Genomic DNA, 26,912 nt, shown 5'->3' on the forward strand with positions numbered 1-26,912 from the left:
CAAATCATAACACACACAAGACTTTAGAAATATGATTAAATTAATTAAACAAATCAAAATTCTCCTTTAAAATTTTATTCTGCCAATCTCAACCATTTAATTATTTTAATCATATTAACTCCTTTTTTTATGAACATTTTTTAAAACCATCAATCTAATTAAGAAAACTTATATAATATTTTTTTTAATAATCTATAATTAGGTGATAAATTATGAGAATTAAATATTTATTTTTAGCTTTTATGCTTTTAGTCTTAGCAGGAAGCATTACAGCTATTGCAGCTAATGAATCTGTTGTAGATAACTATAAATTTACTGTACCTGACAATTTCACTATAGCAAACAGCACTGAACATGTTGTAACATTACTTAATGGCAAAGATCACAAACTTGTCTTATCTAATTTGGATGATGCAAAAAGCCCAGATCAATTTAAGGCAAATCTTAAATCCAATGGCTATAAGATTTCTGATAATGAAAGCAATTTCACTGCAGGAATCTTCGATGTAAGACAAAACGAAATCAGCAAAGACAAGTTCAAAGGATATGTATATATCTGTGATGACAATACTGATGACGATGGAGACGATGAGCTTTTCATTACTTTCACTTGCACATCAGATAATGAAGACTTTGCTGCTGATAATACTACCGTTGTTAACTTATTAAAATCCATTAAGGAAGTTGATGATTAAATTCAAGCTTTCAACCCACCAAGCTTTTTAAGGCCTTCGGCCTTAAAAACCTTGACCAAAAATATTTTCACTGTTTTATAGTTATAATAAACGGTTGAAATCAGGTTTTACGACTTCTAGAACTTTGATTAAAAAAATATTTTAAAATAAGATGGATTAATCTTTTTTCTCTTTTTTTCTCTTTTTTTAGGATTTTATTATCATTAAATTTACTGATTTTTAAGAAATTATATAAACTTAATCAAATAAACAGTATTATTAAAGGTGATGATAATGAGATTTAAATATTTGTTTTTAGGATTTTTGCTTTTGATAGTAGCAGGAAGCATTACAGCTATTGCAGCTGATGATAATTACGCTTCCCTTGGAGATTATACATTTGACATCCCAGATGGATATCAGATTATAGATGAAAATGACAATTCAGTGACTATGCAACAAGATGATAATCATTCTGTAATTGTTTATTATTTTAATAATGCAATGAACTTGATGAGTTAAATTCATTGGTTGAAAAAACAGGATGTAAGTTTGGAGAGGAGCAAACCTTCCAATCAGGAAATTTCAATGTTACTGAAAAGACTTACAGTTTCATGGATATTCAAGGATATTCCTATGTTTGTGATGATGGAAAAGGAACTCCTATTTTAATTGTAAGTGCAAATCATGGTAGTGAAAACACTACAACTCCAGATCAAGATGTTGCAAGGAAAGTTGTTGAATCTTTAGAATAGGTTTTCGATTACAAGCTTTTAAAAAAGTTTGATTAAAATATTTCCAAACTTTTAGAAAATGTTTGATCAAAATATTTTTCACTTTATGTGAGAATCTTTTCCAAACTTTTAGAAAAAGTTTGATCAAAATACTTTTACTTTAGATGAACTCTTTTTCTCTTTTTTTATTTTTTTAACAATCTTTTTATTCAATCATTAATCATTTTTTAATATTTTTTGCAAATTTTAAAAAACATATAAAGAAATAATAAAAATTTATATAAATTATTTAAAAAAGAATAAAATGTATAAAATGAAATCTAATTCAATTATCAATTTTTAAAATATTTTTTAAGCCTTTAAGGGTGATTATATGGGTTTGTTCGATAAAATCAAAAGTGCAGTATCCTCTCCTAAATCTGAATCAAAGGGAAATAATAAACAAAATGAAACAAGTTCTAAAGGCTCTAAGAACTTTAGTCATTTGGATAAGTTAATTCACAGTGGAAGCAAGAAGATTATTTTATATTCAGACATTGTATTAGGAAGAAGAGAAGACTCCAAATATTTGGATGGAATCGACTTGGATGTTGATGGCCTGTTTATTGATGGAAATGGCCATACAATAGATGCAAAAGGAAAAACAAGAATCTTCTATTGTTCTGGAACCAATATTACACTGAAAAACATAATATTCAAAGGAGCATTCAATGATGGTGATGGCGGTGCAATAAACAATAGAAGAGGTGAGCTCACTATCGTTGAATCCACTTTCATTGAGAATGGAGCTAAATATGGCGGTGGAATATATAATGATGATGGAAAGGTTAAAATCATCAAATCCACATTTAAAGACAATAGGGGAGAAGGAGACTCTAGCGAAGGAGCTGCAATTTATAATAGTGCTGAGATGATCATAACAGATTCTACACTAAGCAATAATGTTGCAAGTTCAGCTGGAGCTATTAAGGCTCCTATTGGAACATTGACTATTGCCAATTCAAGATTTTTAAACAATAGGGCTGAAGAATATGAAGGCGGTGCAATTGGAACCAGCAACTCCTTTGCATCAAGACCTTGTTATCTAAGCATAGAAAAATCCACTTTTGAAGGCAATTCTGCCCAAAGCAATGGCGGTACAATATGTGATAGGGGAGATATTTCAAAAAGCAAATTGGACATATCAGAGTCAATATTCTCAAAGAGTGAGGCCAAAAGTTCAGGTGGCGTAATATATGTCCAAGGTGAGCTGAACATATCAGATTCCAAAATAATCGACAATAGGTTTGAAAACAGAGAGGAATTGTACAACAACGGCAATGTCAAGATTTCAAATTCTGAATTTTCAAACAACGTAAGTTCAGACAAGCTCATTTACAACAGCGATTCAATGAGCATTGAAAACACATCCTTTAAGGATAACCGTTCAAAACGTATTTTAGAAAATTTTGGTCATAGCTTAGGAGTCTTTTACTGTGAATTTTTAGGAAATGATGCTGAGGACAGCATAATTCACAATACTAAGGATAATTGCACTATAGATGGTGCATCCTTTGAAAATTCAAATCTTAACATTTACAATACCGGTGAAATAAACTTAAACAACCCTAAGGTAATGGATGAAGGCAAAACAATACAGAATTATGGATACATCTATTTAAAATCATCACAGGATTTAAGTGATAAGATAGAGGGTACAAGTAAGCTTAAAAGTGATTTAAGCCTAATTCCACAAGAGAATAAAATGGATTTCAGTCGTTTGGATGAATTGATCCATAGCGGAGTCAAGGAAATTGTTCTCGATGAAGACATCTCTCTTGAAAGCTATGAAAAAACTTACTATGAAGGTGGAATAGAACTGGATGTAGATGATTTGGTCATTGATGGAAATGGACATAAAATCGATGGATGCGACAAGTCAAGAATCTTCATTGTCACTGGAAGCAAGATAACTCTGAAAAATATAATATTTGAAAACGGACATTCATTCAAGAATTATGACCACCCATTAAACGACAATGGAGGAGCGATAAAAGTCAATGGAGGAGCTGATTTAACAATTGAAGGCTGCAAATTCATAAGCAACAGTTCAGAAGGATCTGCCGGTGCAATATACAATAGCGGTAAATTGAAAATATTAAAATCAGATCTATCCAGCAATGATTCAAAGCATTATGGAGGATGCATATACAATAGAGGCATATTGAGCATATCCCAATCTAAATTGTTATACAACAAAAGCGCATGGAAAGGTGGAGCAATATATGATTATGGAAAAGAGTTGAACATATCCGATTCCACATTGTCAACCAATTCTACAGGAGCAAATAAAATGTTTGGACCTTGCGGATTTGGAGGAGCGATATATAGTATCTGCAGTCATTTGAATATAGATAAGTCAAGCATAGTTAACAATAAGGCACCAAGCAATGGGGCAGCAATAAGCTTGGCATCAGGATCTTTAGAAATGATTGAATCTAACCTTAGCGATAATATGGTTACTGATGATGATGAGGGAGGAGTGATTTACTTATCAAACAACTTGCCTCATACCTCTATGAGAGTAGATGAAACTAAAGTATGGGATATTGAAACAATAGATAAGGATAATGTAAGTTTCAAGGATTGCATTTTTAAGAACAATAGGCCTGGCAATAATATCATTGAGGAAAGCTATTATGTCTTTTAGGTGATTATCATGAAATGTATTTGTTTTTTAGCTTAATGATTTTGGCTTTGGCATGTTCAGCATGTCATGCAGCTATTGGCCATGATTTTAAAGTTCCAGACAATTATATTATTCAGAATGAGTCTGATAATTATACTCTACTCCAAAGCGATCCATATCATACCATTTCCATTTCCCGTTTAGACAATGATACAGATGAGGATTTAATGAAGTATCTTCTTGAAGAGTCATATTATGATTTTATATATTCTGACAATTACACTAAAGGAAGCTATGAAGTAGAAGAGAATTATTATAATCAGGAGTATCAAAGGGGAATTATGTATTTCTGTAAAAATGAAAAGGAATTATTGGTTATAGATTATAAGATTCCTATTTCTGAAGATGTTAGGGATAGTCCTGTTGAGGTTATTTTAGAGAGTTTGGGTAGTTAAATAAATTAAAGATTATAAATAAAAAATATACATACAATAATTCAAATATGGTAAGATTAATCTTGGGTGGTAGAATGGAAGAGTATAAAGGAATTTATGCATATGTCGACAAAAAAAAAAAAACAGAAGAAATAATTTACATAGGTAAGGATAGTAGTTTATATCGAAAAATATGTCATAGTCAACATCATCAGCCTTCAAAATATGATGTCCAAAGGATTAATCAAATATTACAGAGCAATCCAGATAGATATGAATACGTTGAATTAATTAGATTAGATAAGAATATCACAGATGATGAATTAACTGAATATGAGATAAAATATATTGCTCTATATAATCCAAAATTTAATTTTACAGAAGGAGGGGATGGTTTTGGAAGTGGTGAAAACAATCCTTTCTATGGAAAAACTGGAAAAGATAATCTTTTTTATAAAGATTATGCAAGAGTTATAAAAAGTGGTTCCCCCACTGGAAAGCAAATATATAGTTTAGAGTATGATTCTAAAACTCTTACAACAAGTATTGATAAAGAAAAATTAGAAAAACTAGCTGAAGAGATCAATAATGGAGCAGACCCTAATATATTATTAGAAAAACCTCTTGCTGTGATTAATAAAGATGGAACTAGAAGAGGAGAGCAATATTATGCGGTAGTGGTTGATGAAGAAAGAATCAAAATTAGTAGGGATTTGGAGTTACTTCAAAAAATATGTGATGATATAAATAATGGTGAGGAAGTAGAAATAACATTAAATAAATACAAAGCACCTCCTAAAATTGCCAAAGCGGGAAAAACAGCTGATGGAAAACAATATTTTTCATTAATATATGATGGAAAAAGGATTAAAAGAAGTGCAGATAAAGAATATCTCCAAAAAGTTATGGATGATATAAATGAGGGGGTTGAAGTAGAAGCCGCTTTAAAAAGGAATATGAAAACCTCTGAAATTAAACCACCTAATAGGTAAAGATGGAAAAACAACTGAAGGAGAACAGAGATATGTATTAAAGTACAGAAATAAAAAATTAAAAAGAAGTGTAGACAAGGTTCATCTACAAAACCTTATTGATACTAAAGAATATCTCCGAATATATGAAGAAAAATTTCTAAAAAAATAAAATTTGTTACTTAAAAAATAATTTAATTTTACAGCAACAAATTCTAATATTGATCTGATTCAAAAATACTCCTACTTACACATGTTTTTCCTATTTTAATGTTCAACAACTTTTTAAAAATTTGCTAGACAAATTCCCACTATTCCTCATCAAATGCACTAATAGAATTTTCTTCATCTAAATCTACAAGAGTCATATTAAATGGTTCCGTTTCATTGAATATTGTTTGGTTATCCTTAATAATTACAATTTGACAACTACCTATATTGACTAAATCTTTACGATTTAAAAGTGCGGATACCACAACTGATTTATCACTATTAATATAATTTCCATTATCAATGGTTATGCTTGTTTTATTTGAATAATCAGTACTGTGATAATTGTTCTTAAGAAGGTTTTTGTCTTGATCATAGAAATAAACCACTACTTCGGAACCTATTAATGATGATGAAACATCCGACAAATCACAGCCAAAGAAGTAAATATAATGATCCCCCCATGGATTGCTTTTGTCTTCATAAAATGTATCTACATTTATCATTGTAATATTTTCATAAGGGATATTGTCTGAGATATTAGATGTTATGTTATCTTGTGAATTATCTGTTTTTATATTTCCAATATTTCCGCTAAAAACCATTAAAAATAGTAATAATGCAACAATACAACACAAACACCATGCAAAATCTAAATTACTCATTTTTTTCTGAATTTTTTTGTTTTTAGGGGTTTGTCCTATTTTTTCTTCTATTCTTTCTTGATATGTTTGTTTTTTTTTGAACTTTTTTATTTTCAGTTTTTTTAGATGCTTTCATTATATTTTTGTCATAAATTCTGTTAATGTTAACTTGAGAGTTAGGTTTCTCTTTCGGTAGTTTGCTTCCACATCTTGAACAAAAATTAGTTTTAGCTCTTTTTTCATATCCACAATTTGTGCATTTTATTTTCTCTACAACCAACGAATCTGTCAAATATGAACTATATGTTTCTTGATGTAAGAAATTTCCGCATTTACCACAGAATTCAGCATCACTTGGATTTTCATGATAACAAATCTCGCATTTTATCTTTTTATCTTTTTCTTGTAATAAGTTTCCACAGTCCATACAATATTGCGCATGGTCAGGATTTTCATATTTACAAACAGAACAGATTCTCATACATACCCCTTTTCTTTACCAATTAATCTTTAATCTATTTTATATTACCTATAAATTTTATTATAATTTCTTAAAAATTTAGTTAATTAATTGTTTATTTGTCTATTCATGTATATGCAGAAAAACAAAAAGGAGAACAATATATTAAGTGCCTTTAATTGGATTAAGGCATAATAATAGATTTGAGTTAGTGAATCGTAAGTTTACTTAAGTATAATTAAATAAATAATGATTCTCATTTAGTAAACTGATCAATAATTTTTACATCATAATTTATTTTTATTCTAAATTTCATTTTTTTGTTTTTTTAATAAATTTTATATTTAATTAATTTTATAGTATATTTATAATAATGTAATTGAGGTTATTTCATGAAAGAGCTTTTTGTAGTTGCTGCTATTATAAAAAAAGATAATAAAATTTTAGCTACCCAAAGAGGATATGGTGAATTTGAAGGTCTTTGGGAGTTTCCAGGTGGTAAAATAGAAGAGGGGGAAACTAAAGAGGAAGCTTTAGTTCGTGAAATAAAAGAGGAATTAAATGCTGATATTATAGTTGAAAAATTTGCCCTTGATTTAGAGTGGCAATATCCTAATTTTTACCTTCACATGTCTTGTTTTGAATGTATTTTAAAAAGTGATATAGAGCTATTAGAGCATATGGGAGCTCGATGGCTGTCTTTAGATGAGATTGATTCAGTAGAATGGATAGAAGCAGATATTAAGGCTGTAAATTATATTAAAGAATCCTTAACTTTCTAATTTTTGGTGTGTAAATGAACAAAAATATAAAAGATTTAATTAAAGAGGGAGCAGAGACAGCTTTTATTGATGAAAATTTTGAATCCTCTTCAGAGTATAGGCCTAGATTATTAGTTAATAATAATGGCCATAAGGTCTTGAATTCAATTAAGGATGAATTAAATGATTGTAAAGAGTTTTATATTAGCGTTGCATTCATTACCATGGGTGGACTAACTCCACTATTGCAAGATTTAAAGGATCTTGAGAGGAAAGGTGTAAAAGGAAAGATCCTTACCACTGATTATTTAAATTTTACAGAGCCTGAAGCATTAAAAAAGCTTAATGCTCTATTAAATATTGAAATTAAAATGTATGAAACTGATGAAACAGACGGTTTTCACACTAAAGGATATATTTTTAAAAACAAAGGCATTTATAATGCCATTGTTGGAAGTTCAAACCTTACTTTAAATGCTTTAACTGTCAATAAAGAATGGAATATAGGTTTTACTTCTCTCTATGATGGAGAAATTCTAAAAAGCTTAATCGATGAATTTGATGATTTATGGGAAAAATCCTCAACTGTAGAGGATATCATTGTAGAGTATGAAAATATTTATAATTATAAAAAGAATTTCAGAGATTTTGATAGAGACATTAAAAAAATTAAGGATGAAACAGAAGAGGAATTAGTGCCTAATTCGATGCAAATAGACTTTTTAGATAATCTTAGAACACTTGTTTTAAATGGAGAAGATAGGGCACTTCTTGTTTCAGCTACTGGTACTGGAAAAACATATGCAGCTGCTTTTGCAGTTAAGGATTTTGCTCCTAAGAAATTCTTGTTCATTGTTCACAGGGAACAGATTTTAAAGCAAGCCATAAAGTCATTTAAAAGAATATTTAATGGTGAAGATAATAAATTTGGCCTTCTATCAGGTAATAAAAAGGAATATGACAAGGATTATTGTTTTCAACCGTGCAAACAATGTCTAAAGAAGATTATTATACAAAATTTGATAGGGAAGAATTTGATTTTATTGTTATAGATGAAGTTCATAAAGCAGGAGCTTTTAGTTATAAAAAGCTTTTAAGCTATTTTAAACCTAAATTCTGGCTAGGAATGACTGCTTCACCTGATAGAACTGATGGTGAAAATATTTATGAAATCTTTGATTATAATGTGCCCCTTGACATCAGACTTCAGGATGCATTGGAAGAGGATTTGTTGTGTCCTTTCCATTACTTTGGAATAAGTGATTTAACAGTTGATGGCGAAGTCTTGGATGATGAAAGTGATTTTAGATTTTTGGTATCAGATGACCGTGTAAAGTATTTGCTTGAAAAATCTGAATATTATGGCCATAGTGGGAATAGATGCAAGGGTCTTGTATTTTGCAGTACAAAAAGAGAAGCAAGGGAATTAGCTGACGCATTTACACAAAAAGGCCATCCTTCACAGTTTTTAAGTGGAGATGATTCCCAAGAAAAACGTGAGGAAGCTATTTATAGGCTAACAAGTGATCATGTTACTGATTTTTTAGAATATATTTTCACTGTGGATATTTTTAATGAAGGAGTAGATATTCCAGAAGTCAATCAAGTACTTTTGGTCAGGCCAACTCAATCTTCTATTATCTTTATTCAACAATTGGGAAGGGGTTTACGTAAATTTAAAAATAAGGAATATGTTGTTATCATTGATTTTATTGGAAATTATAAGAATAATTTCTTGATTCCTATTGCTTTATCTGGAGATAGAACTTTTGAAAAAGATAATATCCGCAGATATTTAATGGAAGGATCAAAGGTAATTCCAGGTCAATCTTCAATCAGCTTTGATGAAATATCTAAAAAGAGAATCTATAAAGCTATTGATAATACAAGCTTTTCAAAAATTCCGTTATTTAAGGAAAAATATCAAAATCTTAAATTTAGGCTTGGTAGAATACCATATCTTTGTGACTTTTACATAAATGGTGAATTTAATCCAGAATTAATTTTAAGCCATAATAAATTTGATTCATATTATAACTTCCTAAAGAAAATAGATGACAGCTATGATGAGAATATTGAGGAATTGGATAATCTTTCCTTAAAGTTCATTTCATCTAAAATCATTAAAGGAATAAGACCACATGAAGCTGTTATTTTAAGATATTTAAGATATAATAAATACTTCACTATTCAAGCTATTGAAAACATTTTAGAAGAGGAATACGGTCTAAAAGATCAATTTGAATCTATTAAGGGTGCTATAAACCTCTTAAGTTTGAATTTCTATAAAAAGGAAAGTGCCATCTCTAATCAGACAACACTTTTTGATAATGATAAAGTCAGTTATGATGATTATCAGGCCAATACAGTTACAAGTGCAATTGGCAAGATCGATGATTTCGATTATGAAAATATCTTCTTCAATATGGATGTTGATTTAGATAGCTTAGAAAATCATAAGGAACATAAATTTACTATTTCTGATTACTTTAGAAAGGCCTTAAACAATAATGCTTATTTAAAACACTTTGAAGATGCAATTGAATACACTTTACTCAAAAATATGGTTCTGCATATAAGGTTGAAGATGATGTATTTAAACAATACGCTAAATATTCAAGAGAGGATGTTTTAAGACTCTTGAATTGGAGGTTCTTCATGAACGGCCAGAATATTGGAGGATATAAGATAAAGTATAACACTTGCCCTATCTTTGTAACCTATGATAAAAAAGAGGATATTTCTGAAACCATTAACTATGAAGATGAATTTGATTCAAGAGATGTATTCAGTTGGATGAGCAGAAACAATAGAAGAGTGGAAAGCAATGAGCTTAAGCCTCTTGTCAATTATACAGATTTGGATGTTCGTTTATTTATCAAAAAGAGTGATGATGAAGGAATTGACTTTTATTACATTGGTAAATTAAGTCCTTTATCTTATAAACAGTTGTATAGAAACATTGATGGTAAAGATAATCCTATTGTTAACTTTAAATTTAAAATAGATCACACAGTAGATGAAAATCTCTATAATTACTTTATGGATAAATTAGATGAAGAATAATTTAGTTAGATTCTTCATCAGTTAATTCTTTTATTCCTATTTCTTTTAGGAGCTCAAAAACTGGATTTAACCTTTTATATTTTGGTACAAATATTATAAATCCATCCCGTCCTCTGGTAAGCAACACTCTATATGTATTTTTTCTATATAACTTATCATTGTCTCCACTTCCTTCAAATATAAATGTTCCTTTTCTTTTATTCCATTTCATATCTGTTCCCCATACAACTATAGGCATATCTAGCTCAAGTCCTTGAACACCAAACTCTGATACTGCTTGTTTTAATTTACAGCAGGAATATCGATTGTAAGGTGGCGCATTATACCATTTCCCATAGTTTAAATCACGTGTTGTTTCATAACGCACATCAATACCATATTTTATAAGTCCGTTCGCTTTAGAAGATGCGATAATCCCATATCTTTTAGTTGGTTCATTTTTATATCTACGTTTACAATAGTCTTTAGCAATTTCAAGGTCTCTTGTACAGTACATTGTATAATTGTCAGACAAAATACTTTCTGAAAGTTCCGAAGCTTCTTCTATATTTCCATTTATTAGATTATTGGTAAAATCATTTACATTTTCAGATAAATGGGAACGTAATGATATGGTAAGACCAAATACTTTATCATTTATATTTTCTTTTAACGGATTTTTTTCAAATGTTTCTGACAGTTTAGGTGGATAAACTATTTCCCATTCCTTTTTACTATTATTTATTGCATCATCCCATAATTTTAGACCGGAATTTTCCCCTGTGTGTATTTCCTGGCCTTCACCAACTAATATTAAAAGGACACACCATTCTAAACGTTTTTCGCAAAGTTCAATCATTACTTCAGGTTCAGATTGATCTCCTCTATCATCCTTTTTCATTCGTTCTTTATTCCATGCACGTTGACCTTCGTCAAAAACGATAACATTGTAATTGAAATCTTCTGCCTCGTTGTCTATATACTCTTTTTCTATATTTTGCAAGTCTTTTACAAAAACGTCACTTTGAAGGGTGTCTATTAAAACTTGAACCAAAGGGCCGTTTCCTGACAAGTAAACAGACTTAAATTCTTTAACATTATAAATGTATTGAAGTCCTAAATAAGTTTTTCCAGCACCTGGGACTCCTGTAACAAAAGATATCACGTGTTTTTTATTATTTTTTGCATACTCTGTCAGACTATTTAAGTTTTCCAAGGTTTCTGGAATACAGGTACTATTTACTCTCCGAATATTAGGGAGCTCTTCCTTTTCCATAATTAATCGAGCTGCTTCTACAATTGTTGGTAATGGCTCATATTTTGAATTTATCCATGTTTCTAATAGTTCCGGATTAATATTTTCTGTATAAATATCATCTAATGTATTTTGGAGCAAGTCATCAGAAACACATATTATGCCATTTATTTCTTCATATAAATTTTTAGTTTTTGTTAAAACAAGAATTGGAACAACATTTTTGTCTCTAGATTGATAGTGATATTCTCTTAAATCTCTTGCATAAGCTGATACTTGGTCTAAATCTTCCTCCTTAATTTTATATTTCATTTTGAATTCCAGGACAATTACGAGTTCTTTAGATAATAGAATAACATCCGGTCTTCTTCCACCTTCATATGGAAGAACATATTCAAAATAATGTTTATGTTTGGATTAAGGGAAAGTTTTTTCATGACCTTGTAAGAGTCTTCCCAAGCTATAATTTGCCCCGACTTAATTTAACAAATTTAAACCCATCCTTAAAATTGGTTTTAATTGTTGCATTGAATTCTTTTAATTCTGTTTTATTAAAATTAGCTATTGAATCAGCATAACAGCATCGGTTTTTTAGTGCTGAATCAAAAATGATTGTAGTTGGTACTATTTTTCCATCGCAATAATCTTTTATAAATTTAACACCTGGACGGTTATCTTTTTGAGTATACCAACATTTTTTCTGGTCATTTTCAATAAGACCTATATTTTTCATCTTTTGTTCATTAATCATACTAGGCTCTTCATCTTCTAAATACAGTTCAATTACATTTAATTCATTATTTAGTTTATAGTAAACCATATAATCCCCTTTTTTAATATTTTTGATTTAAATAGGTTTTTCAATGATTTAAATAATTATTTAATTGGTTTACTATATATAACTATTTATAAAAACTTTTATATTTCATAATCTAAAAATAGTATTGATTATCTTAAAAACTAATTTTCAGTGGTAATATGACTTTAGATGAAGATAGAATTATGGATGGTGCTAGGACAGCTTTTATTGACAAAAATATATCCTCTGATGCTGATTTAAAACCTAAACTTATTCATAATGATAATGGGGAAAAGGTGTTAAATTATTTAAAAGAGGAGTTGTCATCTTGTGATGAATTTTTTATTAGCGTATCTTTTATAAGAGATAGTGGTATAAAGCAGATTATACAGGATTTGGATAATTTAAGTGAAAGATGTGTTAAAGGCCGTATATTAACCACTGATTATTTGTATTTTACTCAACCTGAAGCATTGAAAACATTAATGGAATATCCAAATATAGAAGTTAGAATGTATAAAGTTAAAGATAAAGGTTTTCATACAAAAGGATATTTTTTTAAAAAAGATAACAATTATAGGGCTATTGTCGGAAGTTTGAATATTTCAGGAGATGCATTAACAAGAAGTGAGGAATGGAATATTGGTTTTTCATCACTAAATGACGGCGAAATTATTAAAGACATAATTAATAAATTTGATGACTTATGGGAGATTTCATCTAAAATAGAAGATATTATTGAAGAATACACAAAAGATTATGATAAATATAAGAAAAGTTATCAAAAATTAATATATTCCAATAAGTCTAAACATGATAATGAAGATCCTATTAATCCTAATACTATGCAAAAAGAGTTTTTAGAAAATTTAAAGGATTTTAAGGAAGATGGAGAAGATAAAGCATTACTTGTCTCTGCTACAGGTACTGGTAAAACATATGCAGCTGCTTTTTCTGTAGATGAATTTAAACCAAATAAATTATTATTCATTGCTCATAGGGAACAATTATTGAAACAAGCTATAAAATCTTTTAAAAAAATTTTAACAGATGTAGATGAGGGAGAATTTGGTTTAATTTCTGCAAATGGAGAAGATTATGATAAAAATTATTTATTTGCGACTATTCAAAAATTATCTAAAAATGAAATTCTTTATGAAAAGTTCAAAGAAGATGATTTTGATTATATTATAATAGATGAAGTTCATAGAGCAGGTTCTTATAGTTATAAAAAAATATTAGATTATTTTAAACCTAAATTCTGGCTTGGAATGACAGCTTCACCAGAGCGAACAGATGATATAAATATTTTTGAATTATTTAATTATAAAGTTGCTCAGAATATTAGTCTTCAACAAGCTCTAGAATTAGATTTACTATGTCCATTTCATTATTATGGGATAAGTGATTTTACAGTTGATGGTAAATTAATTGATGACTATTCTAAAGTTAATGATTTAGCATCCGAGGACAGAGTGAATTATTTAATAGAAAAATCAGAGCATTTTGGATATTCTGGAGAAAACCGAAAATGTCTAGTATTTTGTCGTTCTACAGATGAAGCTATTAAATTAGCACATGAATTTAATGGTAGAGAAATTAAGGCAAAATCCTTATCATCAAGAAATAGTCAAAAAACTCGTGAAAAGGCTATAAAAAGTTTAATAAGCGATGAAGAAGGTACTTTGGAATATATTTTTACTGTAGACATCTTTAATGAAGGTGTGGATATCCCAGAAGTCAATCAAATAATACTTATAAGACCTACAAAATCACCTATAATTTTTACGCAACAATTAGGTAGAGGACTTAGAAAATCTAAAAATAAAGAGTATGTAGTTATTATTGATTTTATAGGAAATTTTAGGAAAAATTTTTTCATTTCAATTGCATTATCCGGAGATAAAACTTATAATAATGAAAATTTACGTAAATATTTAATTCAAGGATCCAAATTACTTCCTGGTGAATCTACTATAAATTTTGATAAGGTATCCGAAAAAAGAATTTTTAAAGCTATTACAAAAAATTTCTCGGATTTGTATTTAGTATTATACCCGGCTTATAATAGTCTTAAAAAAAGGTTAGATAAAATACCAACTTTAAATGATTTTTATGATGAGGGAGATTTAGATCCTTCATTAATTTTAAATCATAAAGATATTGACTGTTATCATTGTTTTTTAAAGAAAGCAGACAAAAAGGATTATAAAGGTCATTTAAATGATGAAGAAATAAAATATCTAAAATTTATAACAGATATTTTTTCTAATGGAAAAAGACCCCATGAACTTTTGATAATTAAATTATTGATTGAAAATAAGTTTTTTACTATTAATATGTTAGAAGAACATTTGAAAAGTTTTGATATCGAAAACGATTTAGTTTCTATTGAAAGTTCCTTTAATATTTTTAATTTAAACTTCTTTAAACAATTCGCTAAGGAAAAGTATGACGGTGTAAAATTTTTTGAATTTGATTATAATTCAACAGAAGACAATTCTCAAGAGAATGATTATGATTTTAAGGGTTATGCTTTAAAAAATAGAAAAGATGAAGAATTTAAAATTTCCGAAAAATTTAATATTTTTTTAGAGGATCCTTTATTCTTAAAACATATTAATGACTTGATAATGTACTCATTAAAAAAATATGAAGATACCTATAAAACAAATGATAAATTCAAACTTTATGAAAAATATACTAGAAAAGATGTTTGTAGATTATTAAATTGGCCTAAGGATGAAAGCTCAACAATCTATGGATATAGTGTAAAACATAATACTTGTCCAATTTTTGTCACTTATGAAAAGTAAGAAGATATCTCTAGTAGTACAAAATATCCAGATAAGTTTTTATCAAATAATAGATTTAAATGGATGACAAGAAATAAGGTTTCATTACGCAGTAAAGAAGTTAAAGGTATTATGGATGAAAATACAGATATTAGATTATTTGTTAAAAAAAGCGATTTTGAAGATGGTGATTTCTATTATTTGGGCAAATGTAAGCCTGATTCTAGCAATCCCCCTGTTCAAGATAGTATTATCGATGATGATGGAAATTCATTAAAAGCAGTAAAATTTGAATTTAAAATTTATCCTTCTGTTGAAAAAGATTTGTACAATTATTTTTTGAATGATATGTGATTTTATTGTTTTTATGAATAGTAAACCAATATGATTATCCTCGTGATGATATCAATAATCCTTTAGTAAAAAAGGAGAGAATCATTAGAGACGGTTTAAACAAAAAACTCTTCTCATTAGTAGAAGAGTACGAGTTCTTCAGTGTCATAAAAAATAAACAAGGTGATATAGACAATACCATTAGTCTTTTGAACATTATAGAAAGACTGGATTTAGAGACTCCTAGGTTGAAAATAGATTTTCATCATATAGATGAAACTTTTGATAAATGTTGGGAAGGCCTCGGAGATCAAGTTCCTATGACTCCCCAACAAAAAAAGCAAATCCAAAATTTTGCATCTGAATTCTTTGATACATATCAATAAAAGTTCAGAAAAAAAATAAAACAATCCAGAAATTAGGTAGTGTGATTATCCAAAAGGTTAAGGTTTGCAATGAATATGATAATGCTGAAGAAGTTAAAATTATAGTTTCCTTACAAAAGAAGAATAAAAAACAATATAATTAGATGGAGAAGTATTATGAAAATCGCTACATGGAATGTGGAACGACTTAAGCACCGAAAATCTCTTAATGAGATAATTGACATATGTAATAGTATTCAGGCAGATATTCTTGCCCTGACCGAGAATGATGATGCAATTAAGCCAGATTACAAGTATTGGTGCCATACCCCCACACCTCCTCCATTTAAGAGAAAAGGTCATGAGTCAATAACATATTCTCCGTCAGAACATAGGGTATCAATATATACCAACTATGAGATTAAATGTCAGCACGAAACATATGATAAATACACAGCACTATGCCTTGAATTGGAGACAGAAAATGGCAATATACTCGTATATGGTACGATTATGGGAATACAAGGAAACCGTCACTCTTCCTTTAAAAGAGACCTTATAAAACAGACAGAGGACTTCAATAAACTCAGTGAAGAAGGGTACAACCTTTGTATATGTGGCGATTATAACTGTAGCTTTTCCGATAATTACTACTTCACACACAAGTAGAAATCTCATTACCAAGACATTCACCAAGTGTGATGTTCAACTGGTAACGGCTGGAAGTTGGCACGGCATAGATCACATCGCAATATCCAAGAAATTTATAGGTGAAAATCCTGTACTAGTCAGTGAATGGAACACGAAAAAAACTTTATCTGACCATAAGGGAATATCAGTACAATTTGATTAAAATAAGCGAAACAGACAGTACATAGGAAGAATTAAGAGTTATAATATTATTGGTTTCCTTTCATACACTCTATATAAAGTGTAATCAATAAATTCTTTATCAAAATTTAATTCATTTAATATGCATAATTCTAGAAGTAATTTTAAATTAAATGTAAGGCTAATTACATTGTATACATCATGTTCTTTCTCATGACTATAATGGGTGTAATAATTTCGAAGGCCAACAACATCATCAATAAACTCTTTCTTATTTCCATTTGTTATTTTTTGAGTAATATCGAAATTTTCTAAATTCTTAATCAAATCTTTTAAACGTTTTCTGAGAGAAACTTCATTTCCAAATTTAATTTTATTTCTCCAACTATCCTTTTGACCTTCGCTCATAATTGAATTGTTAACATATTCATTTAATTCATTTTTTACAATTTCATATTCTTTGTCATCCATAAATTCATCTTCAAAATTTTCATTTTTTCTCACATATGCTTCTAAAGCCTGAGTATATGATAAAAATTGATATTCTATTGTAATATTATCTGAAAAGTTTGTAAAATAAATATCAAATAAAGGTTTATATTTTTCATGAATATTGAACCATCTTTCAAAAATATCACTTTTTGATTCAATGTCTGAAAAGCAAAGTAAACTTTTATATTTACTGAATTCATTAGGGGGTGTAATTTAATAATTTAGAATAAATATTAATTTTATTTTGTTTGTTGGAGTCATTTGTGTAGCAGATGATGTTTTTGATGTTAGTTTGATTATACATAGCTAATGTTAAAAAGTTCTTCAGAGATCGTATATTTTTTAAAATCTCATCGAAGTTCTGGGAAGAGTTATATTTTAGTTGAATATGATATTTATTTTTAATTGTGAATGAATTAGATTTGATAGTGGTGGAAGGATATAAAATAAAAATTATAATGCCTTTTTCAATTTTATAGGATATTTCCTTATTAATTGGGGTTATAATAAGTGTATTGTTTTCAAAAGTAGTATCAAATGAGTCTTTTTCAATCCATTCTTCTAAGTTATGGAACATCACATTAATGTTGTTGAATTTTAGCTTTGTTTCATTGTTATAATTTTCAAATATATACCTGACTAAAAAATCTTTTTCAAGAGGGTTGGCGATTAAAGAGCATTTATACAATGTTATATGCCTATTCCTAATTTTTCCAACGATTGTAACATGTTTTTTTGGTATAATAATATTTTTATCTATATCTGTTTTTAAATAAAAGTTATCTGTTTTCTCAATAATTTTCCCACAAAATTTATATTCTTCGTTAGTTTCAAACCAAAATTCACCCTTTTTATCTAAAAAATTTTTCATTTTATTCACATCTATGAAGTTTTATATAATTCATGTTAATCACTTTAAGGGTAAAAATAGTTGAAATTTAGAATTATTAAAAAAAGTAAAAAAAGTATAATAGCTAATAAATTATAGCTATTATTGAATAGTTTAACTTATTTTGCATATTCAAATGCAGCCATTGCCTTAACAATTTTTGCATCGTCTTGAGGTTTTGCCTGCAATTGCAATCCTACAGGAATTCCTTCCACTTCACCAGCTTTTACGCTTGCTGCTGGAATACCTGCCAAGTTAGCGATTACAGTAAGAACATCGTATGCATACATTTCCATAGGCTCTAGTTTTTCACCTAATTTGTGTGGCAATTTAGGAACGGTAGGACCTACAATCAAGTCTACACCTTCTAACATATCATTGATTTCATTTCTAATGATTGTTCTTGCTTGAAGTGCTTTTTGGTAGTATTTTCCACTGAATTCCTTTTGTGAAATGTATGAACCCATTTGGATTCTTCTAAGTACCTCTTCACCACATACCTCTTCAATTCTGGAACCGTATTTTCTTCCATCGTATTTTCTTGTTGCAGAGAAGAATTCCACATAATTGATAAGGTAGTAGGTAGGCAAACAAATGTCTATGTAATTGAAGCTTAATTCAACAAGTTCTGCACCTAATTCTTCAAGTTTAGCTACAGACTCATCAATGATTGCATTGATTTCATCATTGGTAACTTCCTTGAACTGTTTACAGGTAGCTATTTTCATTCCAGCTAATGGCTTTTCCTCATCTTTGGTTGCTTCAGCTATTTCAGTAAAGTTAGGAGCATCCCATTTTAAGGTTGTGCACTCAGTTGGATCGTATCCAATGATAGTGTCAAGTGCAAGGGTGATTCCAGTAATGTCACGAGCCATTGGACCGATTTGGTCTAAACTCATTGACAAGTCAAGCAATCCTTGTCTTGAAACTGCACCATAGGTAGGTTTCATACCAAGAACTCCACAGTGGGAAGATGGGTTTCTGATTGATCCACCAGTGTCGGAACCGATTGCAATGTCACACATTTCAGCTGCAACTGCTGCTGCACTTCCTCCACTTGAACCACCAGGGATTCTTCCAGGTGCTGCAGGGTTGTTGACAGCTCCATAGTATGAGGTTTCAGTTGAACTTCCTGCTGCAAACTCATCCATGTTGTTGATACCGATGATGATTCCATCTTCTACCTTTATCATTTTAACGACAGTTGCATCATAGCTTCCTATATAGTCTTCCAAGGTTTTTGATGCAGCGGAAATGATTAAGTCTTCTACATTAATATTAGCTTTAATACCAAACACTAAACCTGCAAGAGCTCCAACTTCTTCTCCTGCTTTGATTTTAGCATCGATTTCTTCTGCTTTAGCAATAGCTTGTTCGGCATTTAATTCAAGAAAAGCATTAATATCTTCATTTTTTTCTTCAATTACCTTTAAGTAAGATTCTACATTTTCCTTAGCAGTAATTTCCTGATTTTTAATTGCATTTAATTTTTCAAGGATATTCATTAAAACACCTTTTTTCTCTTTCACGAATATTTGTAATTATGAGTAACAGTTAGCTATTGTCTTAACTGTTAAAGTAAAATTTATAAAAAATAGTAAATTTTGATTATTTTTTATATAATATATTAATTATATATTTCCATATTTAAATAATATTTGGTATCTTAAGTATTTTTTCATTGTAATTTCTTAGTAATACTTAAGATTTCATTATAATTTTTTCATTGATTGGATAGATTTAGGCATTTTCAAAGTTATTTGTTTCTGTTTATATTAATACATATGTTGGTTTTAAGCATTTTCTATGTTGATTGCATCATTATTTATGCTAATCTCAATATTGTTTATCTCCAATATTTGAGAGTATTCAATATTGTCAACATATTTATTCAATTCATAAGTGTCAGAATTCTCATCCTCAAGCGGGTTGAAGACTATTCCAGAATATTTAATGCCTATCTTTATTGAATCCTTCTTTTTCCTTACAATGATGTCAACCAAGTCAACTTCACCATTTATCCTTATGATGTTTAGAAGCATTTCTTCAATGGCTGAAATGACTATTTCGGATAGTTTTGAATGAGGGATTGTTTTCTTCATATCATTTGATAAGCTTTCAACCTCCTCAGCACTTCCATTGAATGTATATTCAAATAGGTTTTTATAATCAGATTGCTTCAATAGGAAAAATCCTGAAGTCTCTCCATTGGTTTTTTTAGACACATGTCTTGTATAGATGAAAATGGTTAGGATAGTTAAAATTTCAGTCACTGCAAATCCTATCCAAATTCCATTCACTCCCAAAAAGTAAGAAAACACATAAATGAGGATTAATGGGAAAACCAATCCTTCAAGAAGTGCAATGGCATTTGACAATTTGATCTTTTGTGTACTTTGGGCATAATATACATATAGATTGGTTACTGCATAGCCAACGAAGCATAATGAAAACATTTGAACAGCATTTATTACAAATGGAATCCTATCTGGATCATGCACATTGAAAAGATACAGTGCAATGTGTGGGAATGCTATAAATAACATCATAAAGAACAATCCAAATCCAATAGCAAGTTTCATTGACCTGTCACAAACATATGCAACCCCACGATAGTCCTCTTCCTTATAGTAGACTGATACAATTGGAACAATTGACTGGATGGTTCCTAAAATAAAGATCATAACTATGAACAGAACATTATTGCACATATTGAATGCTTCCAACCCAATTACACCGACTAAAGCCGTCAATAGGTAATTGATTAACACTCCTCTAATTCCATCATATAAAAAACGGGCAGATGAAGAATACCCAGATTTACATATTGTTCCTAAATACCTTAGAAATGTTGGAGCCTTCACTTTAATTATTTTTATTGATTTCCTTGAAGAGAAGAAATAAGATGTAATTACAATTGTTCCTATTCCAAATCCTACACTACTGGCTAATCCTGCACCTCCAACACCTAAATTCAGATATTTCATGAAAATAACATCACATGATACATTAATGACATTTGCAATGAGAAATGTCCAAAACTGCAATTTGAGAAAGCCATATGATTTAATGAAATATGCCATGCAAGCTACATAACACAAAAATGGCATTCCAATGGCATATAGGAGCAAATATTGTTTTACAAGAGATTGCAATGCAGCGGACTGGCATAATATTTCTGTATATGCATCACCGAAGATAAAGCATGAAATCATAAAGAGAACTCCAATAATTATGTTTGACAAAAGAGCAACGGTGAAAATCGTATTTGCCTTTTCATCATCAAAATCAGCTTTTGCTATTGAACACAATATGCTTCCTCCAAGACCTATCATCCAGTAAACAACACAAAGGAATAGTGTCAATGGTTCTATGGTTTGAATGACCGCTAAGTATTCAGATCCCAATATGAAACTAACTAAAAGGGCATCTGCCAGTATTGCAAAGTTTCCAGCTATTGAAATTGCCATGGTTGGAATTAGCAATTCCCTGAATTTTCTGTTTATTAAATTAAAGTTTCTCTCGTATTTCATTTAATCATCTTGTAAAAAATTCTTTTTTTATTAAAATTTATTTGCAAATATTTATCTATAAATTAGTATAAATTTTTTTCATTTCTTTATCTTTTAGATAAAATTCTTTATTTTTCCTAGTTTAGTAAAAACTCTTTTATTTTCCCCTATCTTTTTGAAGCTATTATTACTTTATTTAAATTATGCAAAGGCAATTCTATTTTTAAATCCAAAACCTTTATAAGAGCTTCAATACCAATTCTTCCATTTGGAGCATATTGGTAAGTGCTTTCAGGAATTAATATCAATCCACTATTCTTTACTTTGTTAATAGTCTTTAATAAATAGTATGCTAAACAGTCTGCATTTTTATTGGATATGCTTTTATTTAAATTAAGGACAACACAATCAAACTTGCCTTTAACATCATCCACTTTATCTAGTTTAACCTGCATTAAATCCATCTCTTCAAATATTTGGTCTGTTATAAAAAGACATGAACCATATGGACGGATTCTTCTTAAAATGGATTTGATATCATCATCAGATTTTTCTTCATTGGTCTTGTCCTCTTTGCTGGAAGGACTGCTTAACACCAATTGAAATGCATGCTTTTCAACGCTTCGTAAAAAGTCAAGGTCTTTTCTGATTTGATGGCCATCAGGATGTGATAGGTAAACGGTTCCTTCAGTTGTTTCTAGATTTTGTGTTTTGACAAAAGTTCTTGCTTCATCAAAAATGCCTGGTGTGGTCTTATAATGGCTTTGCAGCTTATTGCTGATATATGCCATAGGAGAGGATTCAGCAATAATATCCTTAGGAACGGAGAAAAACTTCATTATGCCATAACCATATAGCTTATATCCTTTGTCACGTTCGTAGTAAAAGTTTTTAGGGTTTAAGTATGAATCAAGAATGTTGTCTGTTTCATGCTGACCTGAAAAGCTATCCAAATATTCTGCGTCCATATTTCCCCCACATGGACGGCAATTAACTTCAATCAACACAGGTCCATTCTCATCCACCATATATTCTCCATGCACAGCGCCATACTTAATGCCTAATGCATCAGCTACATTATATGCATATTCCACTAGAGATGCTTCACCGATATTTAATTCGTTAACTGTTTCACGATAGTCATAAATATTGGATCCATCAGTTGTTTTAAACTTATGATATTTCCAAATAAGGGTTACACGATGGTCACCATTGCATGAAGCAGTATTTACACAGTATTCTTCACCATCAATATACTCCTGAACTATAAATTCATCGATTTTGTCCCCATATAAATTGACATCATTGAATAGTTCTTCAAGGGAATTTATCATTTCTTCCTTGTTTGAGCATATCTTAAGACCTACAGAACCAGCACTATAAATAGGCTTTATAACAACTTTCTCAAATCCTGATTTGTCATAAAATTCAATAGCCTCTTCGATTGAATGTATTGTTTGACCACGGATGTGTCTAAGGCCTTTTTCAGCTATTTTCTCCTGCATTTTGTCTTTAAGGGTCATTGCATCAAGATTTTCTATTGGATTGCATAGGAGGTTTAAGTCATTAGCTAATTTGGTAGCTAAAATAACTCCCTTTTCAGATCCTGCAATAACCAATAGGGGATCGTATTTTTTTACCATTTCGAGAGTTTCTTCATAAGAGTCCTTTTCATGAATCAACTCAAAATCAGCTTCAATGGATTCAAGGGATTTATCCACTAATTCATTATATCCCCACTCATCTACATCCATTGATTTTAGTTTTAAACCTATTGGATTATAGTTTCTGTTAATGATGTCTTGAATAAAATTCGCTCCAGTCGATGCAATTTCGACAATAACTATGTTTCTCATATATATCTGTCCAATATTATATTTTTTGTCGAAATTTTATTTTCCAAGTTTGATGTTTTTTAAAGTTAGTGGCTATGGTTTATTTTTCTTTGTTTTCCTTTGTTTGTTTTATGGTATTTGTTTAGTGGCAGTGTTTTATTTTTCTTTGTTTATTCCTTTGTTTTATTTCTATAATAAAGTTTTTATTACTTGCTCTTATTATTCATTAAATTATTTAAGTAGCAACAGTATTATTTTTTGTGCTGCTACTTAGTTTAGACTAAAAGTTCTACAATCTCTAATGATTCTTATTTTCAACTGGCAACAGATTTATTTTATAATCTTTTTGAAGCTATTGTAACCTTTTTAAAGTCTTGCAATGGCAATTCAAGTTTCAATCCTAAGGCCTTTACCAATGCTTCAGCACCGATTCTTTCATTAGGTAAATATTGATAGCTTGAATGAGGAATGAATATAAATCCTCCAACCTTTACCTTATCAATAATGTTCAGCATTAAATTTGCCACTTCATCATCTTTTTTTATTGATTATGCTTTTATTCAAATTGACAATCACACAATCAAATTCACCGTTTATATCTTCGATATCTTTAGGCAAGACCTGCATCAAGTCGATGTCATCAAAGACTTCTTCTGTTACAAATAAGGTTAATCCGTATGCCTGAATCTTATTTAAAATGGATTTAAGGTCTTCATAGTCTTCTTTTTCATCAAATGATGTTTTCTTTTCTTTTCGATTGCTCAAGAACAGTTGAAATGCATACTTTTCCACATCACATAGGAAATCAAGGTCCTTTTGAACAACATATGGATCATTATGAGCTAAGTAAATTGTTCCTCCTGTTGTTTCCAAATCCTGTGTTTTGGTAAAGAACTTAGCCTGCTCGATAATTTCCATGCTGGTTTCACAATGGCTTTTTAACTTATGGCTGAATTCAGTCACTGGAGCTGATTCTGCAGTAATGTCTTTTGGAACAACAATTGACTTTATCGCTCCATGCCCATATAATGTGTAGCCCTTATTTTTTTCGTAATTGAACTTTTCAGGATTCAAATAGGAATCAAGTGCACTGTCTGTTTCATGTTGTCCGGATATTTTATCTAAAAATGGAGCTGACATATTCAATCCACATGGACGACAGTTTACTTCAATCAGGACAGGCCCGTTTTCGTCAATCATGTATTCTCCATGAACCGGTCCGTATTTGATGCCTATAGCACTTGCTACGTCATAGGCATATTCAACCAAATCCGCTTCGCCAAGGCCTAATTCATTAATAGTTACTTGAGAATCATAGATTTGTCCACCTTCATTGGTTTTTCGCTTATTATATTTCCATATGAGAGTTATGCGATGAATTCCATTGCAGGAAACTGTATTCACAATATATTCCTCTCCATTAATTCTCTCTTGAATTACAAATTCATTTACTTCGTCTCCATATACATTGACTTCATTGAACAGTTCTTCAAGGGAATTTATCATTTCTTCCTTATTTAAGCAAATCCTAACTCCAACTGATCCTGCACTGTATACAGGCTTTACAACAACTTCCTTAAATCCGCATTCGTCGTAATAGTCAATAGCCTCTTCAATGGAACGTATTACTTTACCGCGAATGTGCCTAAGACCTTTTTCAGCTATTCTTTCCTGCATCTTATCTTTAAGGGTCATTGCATCAAGATTTTCTATTGGATTGCATAGGAGGTTTAAGTCATTTGCCAATTTTGTTGCTAAAATAACTCCCTTCTCAGATCCTGCAATAACCAATAGGGGATCGTATTTTTTTACCATATCGAGAGTTTCTTCGTAGGAATCCTTTTCATGAATAAGTTCAAAATCAGTTTTTATTTTTTTATAGGATTCTTCTACCAACTTTTCATAAAGTTGATTTGCTTCTCCCTCTTCGTTTTTTGTCTGCAATACTATAGGATTATAATTTCTGTTTTTAATGTCTTGAATAAAGTTAATTCCAGTAGAAACACATTCTACAATTATGATATTTCTCAATTTTCACACCTTTTATTTAATTCATCCCGATTTTTATAATATTTTGTATAAGTTCAGCAATTTTTTTTTAATTTTTCATAGGTTTTCCATTGTTGCCTTTATTTCTTGTTTTTTTCACATATATATCTTATTAGTCATTTAATCATTTTGGTATTGTTTTAGTTTTTTCAATGCCTTTTTAGACCATTCGTCATCCATTAAAAAAGCTCTGCCAATTCCAATCAAGTCACAGAATCCTTCTTGAAGCAATTTTTCAGCATCTTTTGCCTTTTTAACTCCTCCAGTAAGAATCACAGGAACGTCACATGATTCCTTAGCTATTTTGCTCAATTCCTTAAAGTATCCTGGCTCTTTGCTTACAGGGCTTCTGTATCTACATAGTCCACCGCTGATGTCTATCAAGTCAACTCCATTTTCAATAAATGAGTTTACAGCTATTGGAATGTCTTCAAGCTTTTACCCGCCTTCCAAATAGTCATATGCACCTAATCGGATTGCTATTATATAGTCTTCACCAGTAAGCCTTCTCACTTCCTGTATTATCTCATTATGCAATCTTATTCTGTTTTCCAGATTTCCACCATATTCGTCTGTTCTTTTATTTGTGTATGGTGAATAGAACTGATTTAGGAAATATCCATGTGCTGAATGGATTTCAACACCATCAAATCCTGCCTCTTTAGTTCTAACTGCAGCTTGAATAAATGCATTCTTGAGGCGATTTATATCTTCAAGAGCCATCCTATTCAAATTGACCTTGTTTTCGCTTATGGACTCAAATCCTGCATGGCTGATTTGAGCTATTGCAAAGCTGCCCATTGAATGTATGGCCTCTGTCAGTTTCTTATAGCCTTCTATAACACTATCATCTGCTATTGAAAGCTGTCTTTTGCTTGCTATTCCTTCAGGAGAAACATATGCATGTTCCACTATTATAAGACCTGTTCCATCAGCTCTTTTAGAGTAATAATCAATCAATTCTTCTGTCACTTTACCGTATTCACTTAGTTCTCTTGCCATAGGTGGCAAGACTATACGGTTTGAAAGTGTAATGTTTTTTATTTTTAATGGAGTATTCAATATCATGATTTCACTTGTTCATTGATTTTTCACACTTATCTTATTGTTTATTATTCATTATTCAATTATTAATGAAATTTTCATTTGTTAATGT

The 26,912-nt window shown here is 30.0% G+C and carries 21 protein-coding genes and 3 pseudogenes; 12 read left to right on the top strand and 12 right to left on the bottom strand.

All coding sequences use genetic code 11. The annotated features are described in order from the left end of the window. Window positions 1–212 precede the first annotated feature (212 nt). The 6 genes from QZV12_RS00005 to QZV12_RS00030 all read left to right on the top strand — a co-directional run bounded on the left by QZV12_RS00005 (window position 213) and on the right by QZV12_RS00030 (window position 5,502). On the top strand, window positions 213–695 hold the full coding sequence (locus QZV12_RS00005) for a hypothetical protein (protein WP_295615372.1): 483 nt from the start codon (window positions 213–215) through the stop codon (window positions 693–695). Between the two features lie 273 nt (window positions 696–968). Then, window positions 969–1,196, top strand: coding sequence for a hypothetical protein (locus QZV12_RS00010; RefSeq protein WP_295615378.1), 228 nt, complete (start codon window positions 969–971; stop codon window positions 1,194–1,196). 5 nt (window positions 1,197–1,201) lie between these two features. Then, window positions 1,202–1,429, top strand: coding sequence for a hypothetical protein (locus QZV12_RS00015; protein ID WP_295615382.1), 228 nt, complete (start codon window positions 1,202–1,204; stop codon window positions 1,427–1,429). A gap of 352 nt (window positions 1,430–1,781) precedes the next feature. Then, window positions 1,782–4,097, top strand: coding sequence for a pectate lyase-like adhesive domain-containing protein (locus QZV12_RS00020; RefSeq protein ID WP_295615385.1), 2,316 nt, complete (start codon window positions 1,782–1,784; stop codon window positions 4,095–4,097). Between the two features lie 14 nt (window positions 4,098–4,111). Beyond that, the gene (locus tag QZV12_RS00025) at window positions 4,112–4,531 is read left to right on the top strand and encodes a hypothetical protein (protein WP_295615391.1); all 420 of its coding nucleotides are present in this window, start codon (window positions 4,112–4,114) and stop codon (window positions 4,529–4,531) included. Between the two features lie 74 nt (window positions 4,532–4,605). Continuing rightward, window positions 4,606–5,502 (top strand): hypothetical protein, encoded by an 897-nt coding sequence (locus tag QZV12_RS00030; RefSeq protein WP_295615394.1) that lies wholly within the window; start codon window positions 4,606–4,608, stop codon window positions 5,500–5,502. 290 nt (window positions 5,503–5,792) lie between these two features. On the opposite strand, the gene QZV12_RS00035 is transcribed toward QZV12_RS00030, so the two are convergent. Next, entirely contained in the window at window positions 5,793–6,296 is a 504-nt protein-coding gene (locus QZV12_RS00035; protein WP_295615399.1) for a hypothetical protein, read from the bottom strand. A gap of 82 nt (window positions 6,297–6,378) precedes the next feature. Next, on the bottom strand, window positions 6,379–6,816 hold the full coding sequence (locus QZV12_RS00040) for a zinc ribbon domain-containing protein (RefSeq protein ID WP_295615404.1): 438 nt from the start codon (window positions 6,814–6,816) through the stop codon (window positions 6,379–6,381). 371 nt (window positions 6,817–7,187) lie between these two features. Here QZV12_RS00040 and QZV12_RS00045 point away from each other — a divergent pair, with 371 nt between their 5' ends. From QZV12_RS00045 to QZV12_RS00060, 4 genes and pseudogenes are all read left to right on the top strand, one after another. Then, on the top strand, window positions 7,188–7,577 hold the full coding sequence (locus QZV12_RS00045; protein WP_295615406.1) for a (deoxy)nucleoside triphosphate pyrophosphohydrolase: 390 nt from the start codon (window positions 7,188–7,190) through the stop codon (window positions 7,575–7,577). A 203-nt stretch (window positions 7,578–7,780) separates the two neighbouring features. Then, window positions 7,781–9,168 (top strand): annotated as a pseudogene (locus QZV12_RS13575) (DEAD/DEAH box helicase family protein); the annotation flags it as partial. Between the two features lie 186 nt (window positions 9,169–9,354). Next, the gene (locus QZV12_RS13580) at window positions 9,355–10,191 is read left to right on the top strand and encodes a DUF3427 domain-containing protein (protein WP_366925510.1); all 837 of its coding nucleotides are present in this window, start codon (window positions 9,355–9,357) and stop codon (window positions 10,189–10,191) included. Next, window positions 10,101–10,622: a DUF3427 domain-containing protein gene (locus QZV12_RS00060; protein WP_295615648.1), complete on the top strand. Its 522-nt coding sequence runs from the start codon at window positions 10,101–10,103 to the stop codon at window positions 10,620–10,622. The genes QZV12_RS13580 and QZV12_RS00060 overlap by 91 nt, the downstream gene beginning before the upstream one ends. 1 nt (window position 10,623) lies before the next feature. Here QZV12_RS00060 and QZV12_RS00065 read toward each other — a convergent pair whose 3' ends face one another. After that, on the bottom strand, window positions 10,624–12,168 hold the full coding sequence (locus QZV12_RS00065) for a DNA/RNA helicase domain-containing protein (protein ID WP_295615412.1): 1,545 nt from the start codon (window positions 12,166–12,168) through the stop codon (window positions 10,624–10,626). Between the two features lie 148 nt (window positions 12,169–12,316). Next, window positions 12,317–12,676 (bottom strand): hypothetical protein, encoded by a 360-nt coding sequence (locus QZV12_RS00070; protein WP_295615414.1) that lies wholly within the window; start codon window positions 12,674–12,676, stop codon window positions 12,317–12,319. 182 nt (window positions 12,677–12,858) lie between these two features. Here QZV12_RS00070 and QZV12_RS00075 point away from each other — a divergent pair. After that, window positions 12,859–15,804, top strand: a pseudogene (locus tag QZV12_RS00075) (DEAD/DEAH box helicase). 521 nt (window positions 15,805–16,325) lie between these two features. Then, window positions 16,326–16,817: an endonuclease/exonuclease/phosphatase family protein gene (locus QZV12_RS13585; RefSeq protein WP_366925508.1), complete on the top strand. Its 492-nt coding sequence runs from the start codon at window positions 16,326–16,328 to the stop codon at window positions 16,815–16,817. A 222-nt stretch (window positions 16,818–17,039) separates the two neighbouring features. On the opposite strand, the gene QZV12_RS00085 is transcribed toward QZV12_RS13585, so the two are convergent. From QZV12_RS00085 to QZV12_RS00120, 8 genes and pseudogenes are all read right to left on the bottom strand, one after another. Further along, the gene (locus tag QZV12_RS00085; RefSeq protein ID WP_295615651.1) at window positions 17,040–17,684 is read right to left on the bottom strand and encodes a HEPN domain-containing protein; all 645 of its coding nucleotides are present in this window, start codon (window positions 17,682–17,684) and stop codon (window positions 17,040–17,042) included. Continuing rightward, on the bottom strand, window positions 17,671–18,342 hold the full coding sequence (locus QZV12_RS00090) for a hypothetical protein (protein ID WP_295615418.1): 672 nt from the start codon (window positions 18,340–18,342) through the stop codon (window positions 17,671–17,673). The genes QZV12_RS00085 and QZV12_RS00090 overlap by 14 nt, the downstream gene beginning before the upstream one ends. A 137-nt stretch (window positions 18,343–18,479) precedes the next feature. Further along, the gene (gene gatA / locus QZV12_RS00095; RefSeq protein ID WP_295615420.1) at window positions 18,480–19,865 is read right to left on the bottom strand and encodes an Asp-tRNA(Asn)/Glu-tRNA(Gln) amidotransferase subunit GatA; all 1,386 of its coding nucleotides are present in this window, start codon (window positions 19,863–19,865) and stop codon (window positions 18,480–18,482) included. A gap of 288 nt (window positions 19,866–20,153) precedes the next feature. Further along, window positions 20,154–21,893, bottom strand: coding sequence for an MATE family efflux transporter (locus QZV12_RS00100; RefSeq protein ID WP_295615422.1), 1,740 nt, complete (start codon window positions 21,891–21,893; stop codon window positions 20,154–20,156). A 146-nt stretch (window positions 21,894–22,039) separates the two neighbouring features. Beyond that, complete coding sequence (locus QZV12_RS00105) at window positions 22,040–23,728, bottom strand: ATP-grasp domain-containing protein (RefSeq protein WP_295615424.1); 1,689 nt, start codon at window positions 23,726–23,728, stop codon at window positions 22,040–22,042. A gap of 314 nt (window positions 23,729–24,042) precedes the next feature. Continuing rightward, window positions 24,043–24,234, bottom strand: coding sequence for a hypothetical protein (locus tag QZV12_RS00110; protein ID WP_295615426.1), 192 nt, complete (start codon window positions 24,232–24,234; stop codon window positions 24,043–24,045). Window positions 24,235–24,238: 4 nt separating this feature from the next. Further along, a complete protein-coding gene (locus tag QZV12_RS00115) occupies window positions 24,239–25,738 on the bottom strand; it encodes an ATP-grasp domain-containing protein (protein ID WP_295615428.1) in 1,500 nt (499 codons plus the stop codon). Between the two features lie 138 nt (window positions 25,739–25,876). After that, window positions 25,877–26,824 (bottom strand): annotated as a pseudogene (locus QZV12_RS00120) (NADH:flavin oxidoreductase). Between the last annotated feature and the right edge of the window lie 88 nt (window positions 26,825–26,912).

This window comes from uncultured Methanobrevibacter sp. (genome assembly GCF_902769175.1).
Taxonomy (GTDB): Archaea; Methanobacteriota; Methanobacteria; order Methanobacteriales; family Methanobacteriaceae; genus Methanobrevibacter.

Coding starts and splice junctions, on each gene's coding strand:
- QZV12_RS00065 (WP_295615412.1), bottom strand. CDS start 12,168: ATGAAATATAAAATTAAGGAGGAAGATTTAGACCAAGTATCAGCTTAT.
- QZV12_RS00040 (WP_295615404.1), bottom strand. CDS start 6,816: ATGAGAATCTGTTCTGTTTGTAAATATGAAAATCCTGACCATGCGCAA.
- gatA (WP_295615420.1), bottom strand. CDS start 19,865: ATGAATATCCTTGAAAAATTAAATGCAATTAAAAATCAGGAAATTACT.
- QZV12_RS00105 (WP_295615424.1), bottom strand. CDS start 23,728: ATGAGAAACATAGTTATTGTCGAAATTGCATCGACTGGAGCGAATTTT.
- QZV12_RS00005 (WP_295615372.1), top strand. CDS start 213: ATGAGAATTAAATATTTATTTTTAGCTTTTATGCTTTTAGTCTTAGCA.
- QZV12_RS00045 (WP_295615406.1), top strand. CDS start 7,188: ATGAAAGAGCTTTTTGTAGTTGCTGCTATTATAAAAAAAGATAATAAA.
- QZV12_RS00035 (WP_295615399.1), bottom strand. CDS start 6,296: ATGGTTTTTAGCGGAAATATTGGAAATATAAAAACAGATAATTCACAA.
- QZV12_RS13585 (WP_366925508.1), top strand. CDS start 16,326: ATGAAAATCGCTACATGGAATGTGGAACGACTTAAGCACCGAAAATCT.
- QZV12_RS00100 (WP_295615422.1), bottom strand. CDS start 21,893: ATGAAATACGAGAGAAACTTTAATTTAATAAACAGAAAATTCAGGGAA.
- QZV12_RS00020 (WP_295615385.1), top strand. CDS start 1,782: ATGGGTTTGTTCGATAAAATCAAAAGTGCAGTATCCTCTCCTAAATCT.
- QZV12_RS13580 (WP_366925510.1), top strand. CDS start 9,355: ATGGAAGGATCAAAGGTAATTCCAGGTCAATCTTCAATCAGCTTTGAT.
- QZV12_RS00025 (WP_295615391.1), top strand. CDS start 4,112: ATGTATTTGTTTTTTAGCTTAATGATTTTGGCTTTGGCATGTTCAGCA.
- QZV12_RS00070 (WP_295615414.1), bottom strand. CDS start 12,676: ATGGTTTACTATAAACTAAATAATGAATTAAATGTAATTGAACTGTAT.
- QZV12_RS00090 (WP_295615418.1), bottom strand. CDS start 18,342: ATGAAAAATTTTTTAGATAAAAAGGGTGAATTTTGGTTTGAAACTAAC.
- QZV12_RS00030 (WP_295615394.1), top strand. CDS start 4,606: ATGGAAGAGTATAAAGGAATTTATGCATATGTCGACAAAAAAAAAAAA.
- QZV12_RS00010 (WP_295615378.1), top strand. CDS start 969: ATGAGATTTAAATATTTGTTTTTAGGATTTTTGCTTTTGATAGTAGCA.